Annotated in this window: 15 protein-coding genes; 12 read left to right on the top strand and 3 right to left on the bottom strand. The window is 47.1% G+C overall.

Translation table 11 applies throughout. The annotated features are described in order from the left end of the window. Nucleotides 1-16: 16 nt before the first annotated feature. The 3 genes from LKD36_RS05180 to LKD36_RS05170 form a co-directional block, all read right to left on the bottom strand. Nucleotides 17-457 carry an aspartate carbamoyltransferase regulatory subunit gene (locus LKD36_RS05180; RefSeq protein WP_308458954.1) on the bottom strand — a complete coding sequence of 147 codons (441 nt, stop codon included), beginning with the start codon at nucleotides 455-457 and terminating at the stop codon, nucleotides 17-19. Continuing rightward, nucleotides 451-1,371, bottom strand: a complete 921-nt coding sequence (pyrB, locus tag LKD36_RS05175; RefSeq protein ID WP_118769249.1) for an aspartate carbamoyltransferase — start codon at nucleotides 1,369-1,371, stop codon at nucleotides 451-453. Before pyrB ends, LKD36_RS05180 begins: the two co-directional genes overlap by 7 nt. 98 nt (nucleotides 1,372-1,469) lie before the next feature. Then, nucleotides 1,470-1,859: a putative ABC transporter permease gene (locus LKD36_RS05170; protein WP_308458995.1), complete on the bottom strand. Its 390-nt coding sequence runs from the start codon at nucleotides 1,857-1,859 to the stop codon at nucleotides 1,470-1,472. 92 nt (nucleotides 1,860-1,951) lie between these two features. Here LKD36_RS05170 and LKD36_RS05165 point away from each other — a divergent pair, with 92 nt between their 5' ends. The 12 genes from LKD36_RS05165 (at nucleotide 1,952) to LKD36_RS05110 (ending at nucleotide 14,091) form a co-directional block, all read left to right on the top strand. Then, on the top strand, nucleotides 1,952-3,232 hold the full coding sequence (locus tag LKD36_RS05165; protein ID WP_308458953.1) for a bifunctional folylpolyglutamate synthase/dihydrofolate synthase: 1,281 nt from the start codon (nucleotides 1,952-1,954) through the stop codon (nucleotides 3,230-3,232). Between the two features lie 35 nt (nucleotides 3,233-3,267). Beyond that, on the top strand, nucleotides 3,268-4,398 hold the full coding sequence (gene pheA / locus LKD36_RS05160) for a prephenate dehydratase (RefSeq protein WP_308458952.1): 1,131 nt from the start codon (nucleotides 3,268-3,270) through the stop codon (nucleotides 4,396-4,398). A 102-nt stretch (nucleotides 4,399-4,500) separates the two neighbouring features. Next, nucleotides 4,501-5,676 carry an NAD(P)-dependent malic enzyme gene (locus LKD36_RS05155; RefSeq protein ID WP_308458951.1) on the top strand — a complete coding sequence of 392 codons (1,176 nt, stop codon included), beginning with the start codon at nucleotides 4,501-4,503 and terminating at the stop codon, nucleotides 5,674-5,676. Nucleotides 5,677-5,821: 145 nt separating this feature from the next. Next, entirely contained in the window at nucleotides 5,822-6,289 is a 468-nt protein-coding gene (locus tag LKD36_RS05150; RefSeq protein ID WP_308458950.1) for a ribosome maturation factor RimP, read from the top strand. Nucleotides 6,290-6,306: 17 nt separating this feature from the next. Further along, nucleotides 6,307-7,452: a transcription termination factor NusA gene (nusA, locus tag LKD36_RS05145; protein ID WP_118769254.1), complete on the top strand. Its 1,146-nt coding sequence runs from the start codon at nucleotides 6,307-6,309 to the stop codon at nucleotides 7,450-7,452. Between the two features lie 29 nt (nucleotides 7,453-7,481). Then, complete coding sequence (gene rnpM, locus LKD36_RS05140; RefSeq protein ID WP_308458994.1) at nucleotides 7,482-7,736, top strand: RNase P modulator RnpM; 255 nt, start codon at nucleotides 7,482-7,484, stop codon at nucleotides 7,734-7,736. Continuing rightward, the gene (locus tag LKD36_RS05135) at nucleotides 7,693-8,031 is read left to right on the top strand and encodes a L7Ae/L30e/S12e/Gadd45 family ribosomal protein (RefSeq protein ID WP_118769256.1); all 339 of its coding nucleotides are present in this window, start codon (nucleotides 7,693-7,695) and stop codon (nucleotides 8,029-8,031) included. The genes rnpM and LKD36_RS05135 overlap by 44 nt, the downstream gene beginning before the upstream one ends. Before the next feature lie 17 nt (nucleotides 8,032-8,048). Next, a complete protein-coding gene (gene infB / locus LKD36_RS05130) occupies nucleotides 8,049-10,859 on the top strand; it encodes a translation initiation factor IF-2 (RefSeq protein WP_308458949.1) in 2,811 nt (936 codons plus the stop codon). Between the two features lies 1 nt (nucleotide 10,860). Further along, nucleotides 10,861-11,244 (top strand): 30S ribosome-binding factor RbfA, encoded by a 384-nt coding sequence (gene rbfA / locus LKD36_RS05125; protein ID WP_118769258.1) that lies wholly within the window; start codon nucleotides 10,861-10,863, stop codon nucleotides 11,242-11,244. A 2-nt stretch (nucleotides 11,245-11,246) separates the two neighbouring features. Then, a complete protein-coding gene (locus tag LKD36_RS05120) occupies nucleotides 11,247-12,206 on the top strand; it encodes a DHH family phosphoesterase (RefSeq protein ID WP_118769259.1) in 960 nt (319 codons plus the stop codon). Then, nucleotides 12,206-13,138: a tRNA pseudouridine(55) synthase TruB gene (gene truB, locus LKD36_RS05115; RefSeq protein ID WP_308458948.1), complete on the top strand. Its 933-nt coding sequence runs from the start codon at nucleotides 12,206-12,208 to the stop codon at nucleotides 13,136-13,138. Before LKD36_RS05120 ends, truB begins: the two co-directional genes overlap by 1 nt. A gap of 11 nt (nucleotides 13,139-13,149) precedes the next feature. Continuing rightward, nucleotides 13,150-14,091 carry a bifunctional riboflavin kinase/FAD synthetase gene (locus LKD36_RS05110; RefSeq protein WP_118769261.1) on the top strand — a complete coding sequence of 314 codons (942 nt, stop codon included), beginning with the start codon at nucleotides 13,150-13,152 and terminating at the stop codon, nucleotides 14,089-14,091. Nucleotides 14,092-14,178 lie beyond the last annotated feature (87 nt).

Here is a 14,178-nt window from a genome sequence, read left to right as displayed (position 1 = left end):
GATTCCTCTTCCTTTATTAAGCTTTTTTCTTTTTGTGAGTGTATTTCTCTTCGCAGTATTTACAGCGGTAGATACCCTTCTTCGGATCAGTCAGAAGGAAGACCTGCTCAAGCTCCTGCTCAATGGAAGTGATACAGCGCGGGTTTTTGCATTTTGCCACGTTATGAATCTCTTTCGGAAGAGAAAGAGTTTTCTTTTCCACGATCTTATCATTTTTTATGATATTGACTGTGATGTTGTGATCGATGAATCCCAGTGCATCCAGGTCAATTTCATCAATCGGGCACTCAATCTTAATAATGTCCTTTTTGCCCATCTTGTTGCTTTTGGCATTTTTGATAATGGCAACGGTACAGTCAAATTTGTCGAGTCCCAGATATTTATAGATTTCCATGCTTTTGCCGGCTTCGATATGGTCCAGTACGAAACCTTCGTGAAGTCCACCGATATTTAACATACTTTTACCTCCAGAAGTGTGAGAATCAGGGCCATACGAACGTAGACGCCATACTGTACCTGACGGAAATAAGCGGCTCTTGGGTCCTTGTCCACTTCGACAGAGATCTCGTTGACTCTGGGAAGCGGATGCATGACGATCATATCATCTTTTGCCAGTTCCATTTTCTGATTGTTCAGAATATAGAAATCTTTCAGACGTACATAATCTTCTTCGTTGAAGAAACGTTCTTTCTGTACACGGGTCATGTAGAGAACATCCAGATCCGACATTACATCTTCCAGACGTTCTACCTCGCGGTAAGGAATACCGTTGGCTTCCAGAACCTCTTCTTTAATATAACTTGGCATCTTCAGTTCTTCCGGAGAAATGAAAATGAATTTTACACCTTCATAGCGTGCAAGTGCGCGTACCAGAGAATGAACGGTACGGCCGAATTTTAAGTCTCCGCACAGACCGATGGTAAAATGATCCAGTCGTCCCTTCAAAGAACGGATAGTTAAAAGATCAGCTAATGTCTGGCTGGGATGCTGATGACCGCCGTCACCTGCGTTGATCACCGGAATGGAAGAAACAGCGCTGGCTACCATTGGCGCACCTTCTTTTGGATGACGCATGGCACATATATCGGCGAAACAGGAAATCATACGAATGGTATCAGAAACACTCTCACCTTTGGAAGCGGAGCTGCTTGCTGCAGAAGAAAAACCTAAAACATTACCGCCAAGATTTAACATGGCAGCTTCAAAACTAAGACGGGTACGGGTACTTGGTTCATAGAAAATGGTTGCAAGTTTTTTACCCTCACAGGCATGTGCGTACTTTTCCGGATGTAATTCAATGTCATGGGCGAGATCCAGAAGATGGTCAAGCTCTTCAACACTGAAATCCAGGGGACTCATCAGATGTCTCATAGATACCTCCTAATATTTGGATGTTTTATTAAAAACTCTCTAACCCGGAATAATACATCGTTCTCCTGAAAAATGCAATAGAAAAAAGAAAATTTTTTTCAGGAATCTGAATGCATCAGAAGACGTTCAAAAAAGAGTCCGGCACAGAACCAAAGAGGAGCAAAATCAAGCCGGATCACACGTTGGATATGAAAGGGGCTTTTTTCATAATTCCAGGGACATGCGTTCTTGTACCGAAGTAGAATACCGCTGGTATATTCCCCCAGATAAATGCACAGCATATAGATAAGACCGCGTTTCCAGAAAGGGGTGGAGATAAGCCGCCGCATCAGCGGTTCCAGAAAGGCGGCGCATCCGTAGATGGGAAACATCCAGAGGGAGGAGTGTCCGGTCAGTTTCGGATCCCGGACTCGAAAAGAATGAAGGCCGGTCCACAGGATTTCCATACACCATCCGGCCATACCACATCGCAAAAAATTTCGTTTCATCATATACATAGTATTTGAAATAGAAGACGGATTATACTATACTATATCTGATTATGCGCACAGCAGAGCAGGTGCGGGAAAGAGATAAAAAGATGACATACGAAGAAGCAAAAGCGTTTCTGGCAGACTGCAACCAGTATAAAGGGGAGATCTCGCTGGAACCGTTGAAAAAGATGCTTGCGATTCTGGGAAATCCGCAGGATCAGCTGAAATTTGTACATGTGGCGGGAACCAATGGAAAAGGATCCACGCTGGCATATGTTTCCACAGTTTTGAAAGAAGCCGGATACCGGGTGGGACGTTATATTTCTCCGACAATCTTCAGCTACCGGGAACGGATTCAGGTAAATGAAACCTACATATCCAGGGAAGGACTGGTTCGTCTGACGGAGCAGATCCAAAAGGCCGGTGAGCAGATGCTTGCAGCCGGAGACGGACATCCGACGATGTTTGAAGCAGAGACGGCACTGGCATTTTTGTGGTTTGTGGAGCAGAAGTGCGATATTGTCGTACTGGAAGTTGGTATGGGAGGACTTACCGATGCAACCAATGTGATAAAGAATACACTGGTGGCGGCATTGACACCGGTGAGCATGGATCATATCGGAGTTCTTGGCAATACACTGGGGGAAATTGCTGCTCAGAAGGCGGGAATTATCAAGAAGGGATGTAAGGTAGTAAGTGCTGCTCAGAAGCCGGAGAGCAGAATTGTGATTGAGCAGAAAGCAAAAGAGTGTGGATGTCCGATGAGCTTTGTGGATACCACACGGATACGGGACCGGAACCGAGGACTTATGAAGCAGAGCTTTTCCTATAAAGAAAGAACACAGGTGGAGATTTCGCTGGCAGGAGAGTATCAGTTTGAAAATGCAGCGCTGGCGCTTGATGTGTTGGATGAGCTGAATAAAATGGGATATGTGATTTCGGAGGAAGCCATTCGGAAGGGAATGCGTCATACGATCTGGCAGGGGCGTTTCTCGGTTGTTGCAAAAGAACCTCTTTTCCTGATGGACGGCGCGCATAACAGAGATGCAGCCCGAGTGCTGAGAGACTCCATTCTTCAGGATCTGAAGGGACGCCGTCTTATTTTTATTATGGGTGTGCTGGCGGATAAAGAATACGAAGTGGTAGCGGAGCAGACAGCACCGCTGGCTGAAGAGATACTGACGATTATGACACCGGATAATCCGCGGGCCCTGTCAGCTGAGGCACTGGCAGAGACAGTGAGAAAATATAATCCCCATGTCCGGGCCATGGGAAGTATCAGAGATGCAGTCCGGGAAGCAAGACGTCTGGCGGGATCAGAGGATGTGATTCTGGCATTCGGCTCCCTTTCTTATCTGGGAGAACTGTACCGGGAAGCGAACAAATAAGATATAAATACAGCAGGAAGGATACAAAAAGATACATGGAAGATTTAAACGAACTTCGGAAAGAAATTGATACCATTGACAAGGCCATGGTAGATCTCTTTGAAAAGCGGATGGATGTCAGCCGCAGGGTGGCAGAGTACAAGATTGCCAATGGGAAAAAAGTTCTGGACCGGGAGCGGGAGCAGCAGAAACTGGAGAGTCTTAGTGCACTGGCACATAATTCTTTTAACTGTCATGGCGTTCAGGAATTGTTCCAGCAGATTATGGCTATGAGTCGGAAGCTGCAGTATCAGCTGCTGGAGAAGGAAGGAGTATCTGGAAGCCTTCCGTTTACCAGAATTGATCAGATTGACCGAAAACACTGCCGCGTGGTGTATCAGGGACTGGAGGGCGCTTATCAGCATGAGGCAGCCATGCAGTATTTTGGAAAAGATGTGAATATTTTTCATATGAGTACCTGGAAAGAGTGCATGGAGGCTATCAAAGAAGGTATGGCGGATTATGCAGTCCTTCCTATCGAAAATTCTTCCGCAGGCGAGGTGGATGCTATCTATGATCTGCTGGAAGAATATGATAACTACATTGTGGGCGAACAGATCCTGAAGATCAATCATGCGCTTTTGGGACTTCCGGGTACAAAGCTTTCCGATATTAAGACTGTTTACTCTCATCCGCAGGCACTTATGCAGTGTTCTGTCTATCTGGACAGTCATCCGGAGTGGAAACAGATCAGTCTTTCTAATACAGCGGTAGCAGCAGAAAAAGTACACAAAGAACAGGATAAGACCCAGGCTGCCATTGCAAGTCCGGCGGCTGCGGAATTCCATGGTCTGGAAGTATTGGAGATGCCCATCAACCACAACCGATTTAACTCCACTCGTTTCATTATTGTCACCAACCGGAAAATGTATGCAGCGGATGCGAAGAAGGTCAGCATCTGCTTTGAATTGCCGCATAAGAGCGGAAGCCTTTACAATATTTTGTCCCATATGATCTATAATGATCTCAATATGTGCAAGATTGAGTCCCGACCGATTCCGGAACGCAACTGGGAATATCATTTCTTCGTGGACTTTGAAGGAAACTTAAATGACAGTGCAGTGAAAAATGCCATCCGCGGTATGATGGAAGAAGCTGTGAATTTTAAAATCCTTGGTAACTATTGATTGGTAAAAACAAATAAAAAATTGGAATTACCAATTGACAGAAGCGCCGGATAAGGATATGATAAAAACAGCTTAAACGTAAAGAGCAGGAGGAGAGCGAAGATGGATTACGCAAAAGAATCATTAAGACTTCACAAAGAGTGGAAAGGTAAGATCGAGGTGGTGGCTACTGTTCCGGTAGAGAATAAAGATGATCTTTCCCTTGCCTACACCCCGGGGGTTGCACAGCCGTGTCTGGAGATCCAGAAGGATGTGGAGAAGAGTTATGAGCTGACTCGCCGTCATAACCTGTGTCTGGTAGTGACTGACGGAAGTGCTGTACTTGGACTTGGTGATATCGGACCGGAAGCAGGTATGCCGGTTATGGAGGGAAAATGTGTTCTGTTCAAGGCATTTGGTGATGTGGATGCATTCCCGCTCTGCATCAAGAGCCATGATGTGGACGAGATTGTCAATACGATTTACCTGATTTCCGGCAGCTTTGCAGGTGTTAACCTGGAGGATATTTCCGCTCCCCGCTGTTTTGAAATTGAGAGAAAACTGAAAGAAAAATGTGATATTCCGATTTTCCATGACGACCAGCACGGTACTGCCATCATTACACTGGCAGGTCTGACCAATGCGCTGAGACTGGTTGGAAAGAAGAAAGAGGATGTCAGAGTCGTAGTCAATGGTGCAGGTGCAGCGGCTATTTCCATCACCCGCCTTCTTCTGACTGCAGGTGTAAAAAATATTACGCTTTGTGACCGTAAGGGTGCAATTTACGAAGGACGTACTGAGGGCATGAATCCGGTGAAAGAGGAGATGGCGAAAGTCACCAACCTGGAGAAGAAGAGCGGAAGCCTGGCAGATATGCTGGTGGGAGCAGATGTCTTCATCGGTGTCAGCGCACCGGGCATGGTAACACCGGATATGGTAAAGACCATGAATAAAGATGCTGTCATTTTTGCATGTGCAAATCCGACACCGGAGATCTTCCCGGATGATGCAAAGGCAGGCGGCGCAAGAGTTGTGGCAACAGGAAGAAGTGATTTCCCGAACCAGATTAATAACGTACTGGCATTTCCGGGTATCTTCCGCGGAGCTTTCGATGTGCGTGCGAAGGATATTAACGACGAGATGAAACTGGCAGCAGCCAAAGCGCTGGCAGATCTCATTACAGATGAGGAGCTGAGCGAGGATTACATCATTCCGAAGGCATTTGATAAGAGAGTCGGTAAGGCAGTTGCGAAGGCTGTTGCAGACGCAGCACGGGAAACCGGCGTGGCAAGACTGTAATTATCAGAAAAAAAGTCTTGCAATTATAGTATTTTGTGATATACTTGAAGATAACATGATACGTAGACTGAAGAAAGGGGTGGGCATTAAGTCCACTCCTTCTTATATGTCTGAATACTTTTTATCCGGAAGAGGAGGAGCATATTTGGCCAAGAAAGAGTTGTATGAGCAGAAGACGGAAGCCTTACTGCTGCCGATGATGGAAGAACATCAGGTTGAACTGGTAGATGTGGAGTTTGTGAAAGAGGCAGGAACCTGGTTTCTGCGTGCATACATCGATAAGCCTGGTGGAATCACCATTGATGATTGTGAGGTGATCAGCCGTGCTTTGTCAGATCGCATGGATGAGGAAGACTTTATTGAGGAAGCCTATATTTTGGAAGTGAGCTCTCCGGGACTCGGAAGACCGCTGAAAAAAGACAAGGATCTGGAGAGAAGTCTGGGAGAATCTGTGGATGTGAAACTGTTCCGGGCCATGGACAGACAGAAAGAGTTTACAGGCATTTTAAAGGCGTGGGATAAAGATACCGTCACGCTGGAGTTTGAAGAGGAAGCTGAGCTTGTGATCGAACGATCCAATATTGCGCTGATCCGGCTGGCGTTTGATTTTTAAGGAGGAAAATACAAAAAATGAACAATGAATTAAAAATGGCATTGGAAACCCTGGAAAAGGAGAAAGATATCAGCAGGGAAATCATGCTGGAAGCCATTGAGAATTCTTTAATTACCGCATGTAAGGGACATTTCGGAAGAGATACCGACAACTTCCGTGTGGAGATTGACCGCAACACCTATGATTTCCATGTATATGTGGATAAGACTGTTGTGGAAGAACCGGATAATGATGTAACTGAAATCAGTCTGGCGGAAGCTAAAATGATTGACAGCAAATATGAACTCGGTGATGTAGTCAGTGAAGAGATCAAATCCAAGGAATTCGGACGTATTACAACTCAGAATGCAAGAAACGTCATCCTTCAGAAAATCCGTGAGGAAGAGCGTAAAGTGCTGTTTGATCAGTACTATGCAAAAGAAAAAGACGTGGTTACCGGTGTGGTTCAGCGTTATATCGGAAAGAATGTAAGTGTGAACCTTGGTAAGGTAGATGCGATCCTGAATGAGAACGAGATGGTCAAAGGAGAAGTGTTCAAACCGACGGAGCGTATCAAAGTATACATTCTGGAAGTAAAGGATACCACCAAAGGACCTAGAATCCTTCTGTCCAGAACTCATCCGGAACTGGTAAAACGTCTGTTTGAGTCTGAGGTAACCGAGGTAAGAGACGGTATTGTTGAAATCAAGAGCATTGCCCGTGAGGCAGGTTCCAGAACCAAGATTGCCGTATGGTCCAATGATCCGAATGTAGATCCGGTAGGTGCGTGTGTAGGTATGAACGGTGCCAGAGTCAATTCCATCGTTAACGAGTTGAAAGGTGAGAAGATTGATATCATTAACTGGAATGAGAATCCGGCACTCCTGATTGAGAACGCGCTGAGCCCGGCAAAAGTTGTTGTCGTACTGGCAGATCCGGAAGAGAAGACTGCAAAGGTAGTTGTACCGGATTATCAGCTGTCCCTGGCTATTGGTAAAGAAGGGCAGAACGCGCGTCTGGCAGCAAGACTGACCGGTTTCAAGATTGATATCAAGAGCGAGAGTCAGGCAAATGCGATCGAAGGATTCTACGAGGGATTCTACGATGAAGATGACGACGATGAGGATGCAGAAAACTACGAAGAGCCGGAGCTCGAGGCAGAGACCGGTTCAGAAGAGGAGTAATTGCTTTGAGTACAGTCAGGAAAGTCCCGATGCGCCAGTGCATCGGATGTCAGGAAATGAAAAGTAAAAAAGAGATGATGCGGATTCTGCGGACGACGGAGAATGAGATAGTTCTGGATACGACCGGCAGAAAAAACGGTCGGGGAGCCTATCTGTGCAAAAATCCGGAATGCCTCCGGAGAGCGATAAAATCCAGAGGCCTGGAGAGGTCTTTTAAGATGGCCATCCCGCAGGAAGTCTATGATCGTCTTGAAAAGGAGATGGAAGGACTTGCAGAAGGATAAAATTCTGTCCTATCTCGGATTTGCCACAAGAGCGCGCAAAGCGGTGAGCGGAGAGTTCTCCGTTGAAAAATCTATAAAGCAACGTAAGGCAAAGCTTGTGATAGTGTCAGAGGAAGCCTCACAGAATACGAGAAAGAAATTCACGGACATGTGTGAATTCAGAAAGATTCCCCTGTACTTTTTTGGTACAGGAGAAGAACTGGGGCGCGCATGCGGAAAAGATTTCCGTATTTCAATGGCTGTTGAAGACGAAGGATTAGCCGGAGCGGCAGCCCGGGAACTTTCCCAGCAATAGTCACTGGAGGCAGATGTATGGCAAATAGAAATATTCGAGTTTACGAACTCGCTAAGGAACTGAACAAAACAAGCAGGGAAATCATTTCTCTGCTGGCAGAGAAAAATATAGAGGTGACAACACATATGGCAACATTGGAAGATAATCAGGCAGATCAGGTACGCGCCCAGGTGAATCAGGAATCTGCCAAGGCAGCAGAAGGTGCGGCACAGGATGCAAAACCGAAGAAAAAGAAATTTATTGTAGTACACAATCCAGAGAACAGTCGTGACAGAAAGAGCCCGGAGAGAAGACCGGCACAGCCGAAGACTCAGGCAGCCAAACCGGCACAGAAACCGGCAGCAGCTCCGAAGGCAGAAGCAAAACCGGCGGTAAAACCGGAAGTAAAACCGGCAGCAGCTCCGAAGGCAGCTGAGACAAGAACAGAAAACAAAATTGAGGGACGTCCTGCAGGAAGACCGCAGGGAGACCGTCAGGAATATAACCGCGGAGACAGACCGCAGGGAGACCGTCAGGGATATAACCGCGGGGACAGACCGCAGGGAGACCGTCAGGGATATAATCGCGGGGACAGACCGCAGGGAGACCGTCAGGGATATAATCGCGGAGACAGACCGCAGGGAGACCGTCAGGGATATAACCGCGGAGACAGACCGCAGGGAGACCGTCAGGGATATAATCGCGGAGGAGACAGACCGCAGGGCGGCGGATACAATCGCGGAGGAGACAGACCGCAGGGCGGTGGATATAACCGCGGAGGAGACAGACCGCAGGGCGGTGGATACAACCGCGGAGGAGACAGACCGCAGGGCAATGGATTTAACCGTGGAGGCCAGGGGGGCGGACGTGACGGACGCGGCGGCCAGAACGGACGTGGCGGAATCGGACGTCAGATGAATAAAGCATTTGATACGCCGGTAGAGACCAAGCCGGAAAACAGACGTTACGATAATCGTAACCATCAGAAACAGGAGAAACAGTATAAGGATGAGGATATCAGCAAACTGAAGAATCGTCCAGGACGTTTCATCAAACCGGCTCCGCAGCCTGTTGAGCAGAAGAAAGAAAGTACGGAACCGAAGAAGCTTCCGCTTCCGGAGATGATCAGTATTTCTGATCTGGCAGAGCGCATGAAGATTCAGCCGTCCGCAATCATTAAAAAACTGTTCCTGGAAGGCAAGATGCTGACTGTAAACTCTGAGTTGGATTTTGAGGCAGCAGGTGAGATTGCACTGGAATATAACTTTGATCCGGAACCGGAAGTAAAAGAGGATGTCATCGGAAAACTTCTGGAGGATGTGGAAGATCCGGAGGATACCCTTGTACAGAGACCGCCGGTTGTATGTGTTATGGGTCACGTAGACCATGGTAAAACTTCCCTTCTGGATGCGATCCGCCATACCAACGTAACAGATCGCGAGGCAGGTGGTATTACCCAGCATATCGGTGCTTACACCGTAACCATCAAAGACCGTAAGATCACATTTTTGGATACTCCGGGACATGAGGCATTTACCGCCATGCGTATGCGTGGAGCAAATTCCACGGATATTGCCATCCTGGTAGTGGCTGCAGATGATGGTGTAAAACCGCAGACTGTAGAGGCAATTAACCATGCCAAGGCAGCAGGTGTAGAAGTTATCGTTGCCATCAATAAGATTGATAAACCGGGCGCAAGCATAGACCGTGTAAAACAGGAACTGACCGAGTACGGCCTCATCTCTGAGGACTGGGGCGGAAGCACTATCTGTGTTCCGGTATCTGCAAAATCCAGAGAAGGTATTGAGGATCTTCTGGAAATGGTACTTCTGACTGCAGATGTTCTGGAATTGAAAGCAAACCCGAAACGTCAGGCGAGAGGTCTTGTTATTGAGGCAGAGCTTGACAAAGGAAAGGGACCGGTTGCTACCGTTCTGGTACAGAAAGGTACCCTGCATGTAGGTGATTTCATTGCGGCAGGCGCTTCCTATGGTAAAGTACGTGCCATGATGGATGATAAAGGACGCAGAGTCAAGGAAGCAGGTCCGTCCACGCCGGTAGAGATTCTTGGTCTTAATGACGTACCGATGGCAGGTGAGATCTTCGTATCTCCGGAGAGTGATAAAGAGGCAAGAACTTTCGCAGAGACCTTCATCAAAGAGAGCCGTGAGAAGATGCTGGAGGACACCAAGCTTAAGATGTCTCTGGATGATCTGTATTCCCAGATCCAGACAGGTAACTTAAAAGAGTTGAATCTGATCATCAAAGCGGATGTTGCCGGAAGCGTAGAGGCTGTGAAACAGTCCCTCCTGAAACTTTCCAACGAGGAAGTCGTAGTAAAATGCATCCATGGAGCTGTTGGTGCCATCAACGAGTCCGACGTTATTCTGGCAAGTGCATCCAATGCGATTATCATTGGTTTCAATACCAGAATTGATCCGGCTGCAAAAGAGACCGCAGAGCGTGAGAAAGTAGACGTTCGTCTCTATAGAGTCATTTATGATGCTATCGCAGATGTAGAGCGTGCCATGAAGGGTATGCTGGATCCGATCTTCGAGGAGAAAGTCATTGGACACGCGGAGATCCGTCAGATCTTCAAGGCATCCGGTGTCGGCAACATCGCAGGTTCCTATGTGCTTGACGGTATGTTCCAGCGCGGCTGCAAAGTTCGTATTACCCGTGAGGGCAAACAGATCTACGAAGGCGAGCTGGCTTCCCTGAAGCGTTTCAAGGATGATGTAAAAGAAGTAAAGGCCGGTTTCGAGTGCGGTCTTGTATTTGATAAATTCAACGATATCCAGGAGCTGGATGTGGTTGAAGCCTATACAATGGTAGAGGTGCCGAGATAGAATGAGAAAAAACAGTATTAAAAATACCCGGATCAATGGAGAGGTACAGAAAGTCCTCTCCGAGATTATCCGGGGTGAGATCAAGGATCCGCGTATCAGTCCGCTGACATCGGTTGTATCTGTATCAGTGGCTCCGGATCTGAAGACCTGCAAGGCATTTATCAGCGTTCTTGGAAATGAAGAGGCGCAGGCAAATACTATGGCAGGATTAAAGAGTGCAGTAGGTTATGTGCGCCGTCAGCTGGCAAAAGAACTGAACCTCCGGAATACGCCGGAGATCACGTTCGTGCTTGATCAGTCCATCGAGTATGGAGTGAATATGTCTAAAATGATTGATGATGTGGTAAGCAAAGACGGAGCGAGTGAAGAGAAAGACGGGGAATAAGTATGCAGCTGCAGAAAGAACTGGAAGGCGTTACTACAGTGGCCATTGCCGGTCATATCCGACCGGATGGTGACAGCGTTGGCGCCTGCATCGGATTATGGACTTACATCAATGATAATTTTCCACAGGTGGAAGCTGATATGTGGCTGGAAAAGCCGGATGACAAGTTTTCCATGCTCAAAGGTTTTTCGGAACTCCGTGTGCCTGACGGAGAGGAACGGGAATATGACCTGTTCATTGCCGTGGATTGTGCGGCATTGGATCGTCTGGGAAAAGCACAGCCGGCTTTCGAAAAAGCCGGAAAAACCCTTTGTATTGACCACCATGTGAGCAATAAAGGCTATGCTCTGACGAATATCATTGACGGAGACGCAAGCTCCGCCTGCGAAGTAATCTGCAGATTGCTGGATATGGAAAAAGTTTCCAGGGACGCAGCGTCTGCTCTGTACATGGGAATTGCCCATGACACAGGGGTGTTCCAGTATAGCTGCACTTCACCGGAGACCATGCGGCTGGCTGCGGCTTTGATGGAGAAGCAGATCCCGTATACGGAGATCCTGGAGGAGACTTTCTACAAGAAGACCTATCTTCAGAACCAGGTAATGGGAAAAGCATTGCTGGAAAGCATGCGTCTCTTAAATGGCAAATGCATTGTCAGTGTCATGCGGCAGAAAGATATGGATTTCTTTGGAGTAACCACCACGGATCTGGATGGCATTGTCAGTCAAATGAAGCAGACGAAGGGGGTAGAGGTAGCAATTTTCCTCTATGAAACTGATTATATGGAATATAAAGTATCCCTCCGTTCTGAAAATATTGTGGATGTCAGCAAAGTGGCCTCTTATTTTGGAGGCGGCGGACACGTCCGGGCAGCCGGAGTGACCATGAAGGGAACTTTTCATGATATTGTAAATAATTTAACCTTACACATCGAGCGGCAGCTTGAAGGGCAGGAAGATTAGTGATTAACGGAGTTATTAATATTTACAAAGAGCGCGGCTTTACCTCACACGACGTAGTGGCAAAGCTGCGTGGTATTTTAAAACAGAAAAAAATCGGACATACAGGGACGCTGGATCCGGATGCGGAAGGCGTCCTTCCTGTGTGTCTGGGAAAAGGAACCAGACTCTGCGACATGCTGACAGACCACAGTAAGGTCTATGAGGCGGTGCTGCTGCTGGGACAGTCCACGGACACCCAGGATGTATCAGGAAACGTATTGCAGGAGGCACCGGTGGATGTTTCAGAAGAGGAAGTTCGAGAAGCAATTATGAGCTTTGTGGGGCCTTATGACCAGATTCCACCTATGTATTCCGCACTGAAGGTGAACGGACAGAAACTCTGCGATCTGGCGAGAGCAGGAAAAGAGGTGGAGCGGAAAGCCCGCCCGGTGGAGATCTATGAGATTCAGATCGAGGAGATTCATCTTCCGAGAGTAAGGATGAACGTGTTCTGCTCTAAGGGAACATATATCAGGACCTTGTGTCATGATATCGGAGAGAAACTTAAGTGCCACGGATGTATGGAAAGTCTTCTGAGAACCAGAGTAGGCCAGTTTCTTCTGAAGGACAGCCTGACTCTTGCACAAGTGGAAACGTACCGGGATGAGAACAGGATTACTGAAATTGTGATGCCTGTCGATCAGGTATTTTCTGACTGTCCGGCACTGAAGCTTACGAAAGAAGCGGCAAAGCTTGGATATAACGGAAATCCATTTACATCCACACAGGCGTTGACAGAAAATGATCAGATGGTGGAAAAATCATCAGATATTTCCCTGGACGGTGGAAAATGGTTCCGTGTATATGACCCGGAAGGAGTATTTATCGGCGTCTATGCTTATGACAGCAAAAGAGATCAGTTCCGTCCGGAGAAAATGTTTTACGAGAAGTGAAAAGGGACAGTATGAAGTATGTGACAGGTGAAATCGGATATACCATGGACAGACCTTCAGCAGTCAGTCTGGGAAAATTTGACGGGCTCCATCGCGGACACCGGAAACTTCTGGATGAGGTGCTGAAGCAGAAGAAAAACGGACTTGCATCGGTGATTTTTACCTTTACGCAGAATCCGACTAGGGTGCTGTCAGGATTATCCGCCCAGAATATTATTACAAATGAAGAACGCCGTGCTATGTTGGAAGAGGAAGGCATTGATTGCCTGGTGGAATGTCCCTTTGTACCGGAACTTGCCCATATGGAACCGGAACGTTTTGTGGAAAAGATTCTGGTAGAGCAGTTAAAAGCAGCTTTTATTGCAGTAGGGACGGATTTTCACTTTGGTTATCAGCGAAGAGGGGATTATGAACTTCTGCTGAAACTGGGAGACAGGTATGGGTTTCAAGTGGAAGTGGTGGAAAAAGCACAGAGCCATGGTCGGGATATCAGCAGCACCTATATAAGGGAAGCACTGCATGAGGGAAATATTCCACTGGCCAATGAGCTGCTTGGATATCCTTATTATGTGACAGGAGAAGTGCTTCATGGCCGTCAGATCGGCCGGACTCTGGGGCTTCCGACGACGAATCTTCTTCCTCCGCAGGTGAAACTGCTTCCGCCCAATGGGGTCTATCTTACCAGAACCATTCCCATGGACGGAGAAGAGTGGGAGTATTACGGAATCACCAATATCGGATACAAGCCAACGGTAGGGGCCACGGAGCAGAAAGGGGTAGAGACGTACCTTTTTGATTACAACGGAGACCTCTATGGAAGAAAGCTTCGGGTGGAATTTCTGGAGTTTGAGCGCCCGGAACAGAAGTTTGAATCTCTGGAAGTGCTGAAAAGAAGGATTTTATCTGATGTAAACTGGGGAAAAAGCAAAATAAAACAAAAGAAACCCTTGTAAGTTTTATGAAATTCATGTAAAGTATTAGTAAAGCGTATGTTAAACAACATACGCTTTTGTTTTGTCATAAAATGGACGAATGAGGTA

The organism is Hominiventricola filiformis (assembly GCF_020686965.1).
Taxonomy (GTDB): Bacteria; Bacillota; Clostridia; order Lachnospirales; family Lachnospiraceae; genus Hominiventricola; species Hominiventricola filiformis.
This window is presented reverse-complemented; position numbering and strand designations above follow the sequence as displayed.

Excerpts from the sequence above, each read along its gene's own strand:
- LKD36_RS05180 (WP_308458954.1), bottom strand. The coding sequence starts at position 457 with ATGTTAAATATCGGTGGACTTCACGAAGGTTTCGTACTGGACCATATC.
- pyrB (WP_118769249.1), bottom strand. The coding sequence starts at position 1,371 with ATGAGACATCTGATGAGTCCCCTGGATTTCAGTGTTGAAGAGCTTGAC.
- LKD36_RS05170 (WP_308458995.1), bottom strand. The coding sequence starts at position 1,859 with ATGAAACGAAATTTTTTGCGATGTGGTATGGCCGGATGGTGTATGGAA.
- LKD36_RS05165 (WP_308458953.1), top strand. The coding sequence starts at position 1,952 with ATGACATACGAAGAAGCAAAAGCGTTTCTGGCAGACTGCAACCAGTAT.
- pheA (WP_308458952.1), top strand. The coding sequence starts at position 3,268 with ATGGAAGATTTAAACGAACTTCGGAAAGAAATTGATACCATTGACAAG.
- LKD36_RS05155 (WP_308458951.1), top strand. The coding sequence starts at position 4,501 with ATGGATTACGCAAAAGAATCATTAAGACTTCACAAAGAGTGGAAAGGT.
- nusA (WP_118769254.1), top strand. The coding sequence starts at position 6,307 with ATGAACAATGAATTAAAAATGGCATTGGAAACCCTGGAAAAGGAGAAA.
- rnpM (WP_308458994.1), top strand. The coding sequence starts at position 7,482 with ATGCGCCAGTGCATCGGATGTCAGGAAATGAAAAGTAAAAAAGAGATG.
- LKD36_RS05135 (WP_118769256.1), top strand. The coding sequence starts at position 7,693 with ATGATCGTCTTGAAAAGGAGATGGAAGGACTTGCAGAAGGATAAAATT.
- infB (WP_308458949.1), top strand. The coding sequence starts at position 8,049 with ATGGCAAATAGAAATATTCGAGTTTACGAACTCGCTAAGGAACTGAAC.
- rbfA (WP_118769258.1), top strand. The coding sequence starts at position 10,861 with ATGAGAAAAAACAGTATTAAAAATACCCGGATCAATGGAGAGGTACAG.
- LKD36_RS05120 (WP_118769259.1), top strand. The coding sequence starts at position 11,247 with ATGCAGCTGCAGAAAGAACTGGAAGGCGTTACTACAGTGGCCATTGCC.
- LKD36_RS05110 (WP_118769261.1), top strand. The coding sequence starts at position 13,150 with ATGAAGTATGTGACAGGTGAAATCGGATATACCATGGACAGACCTTCA.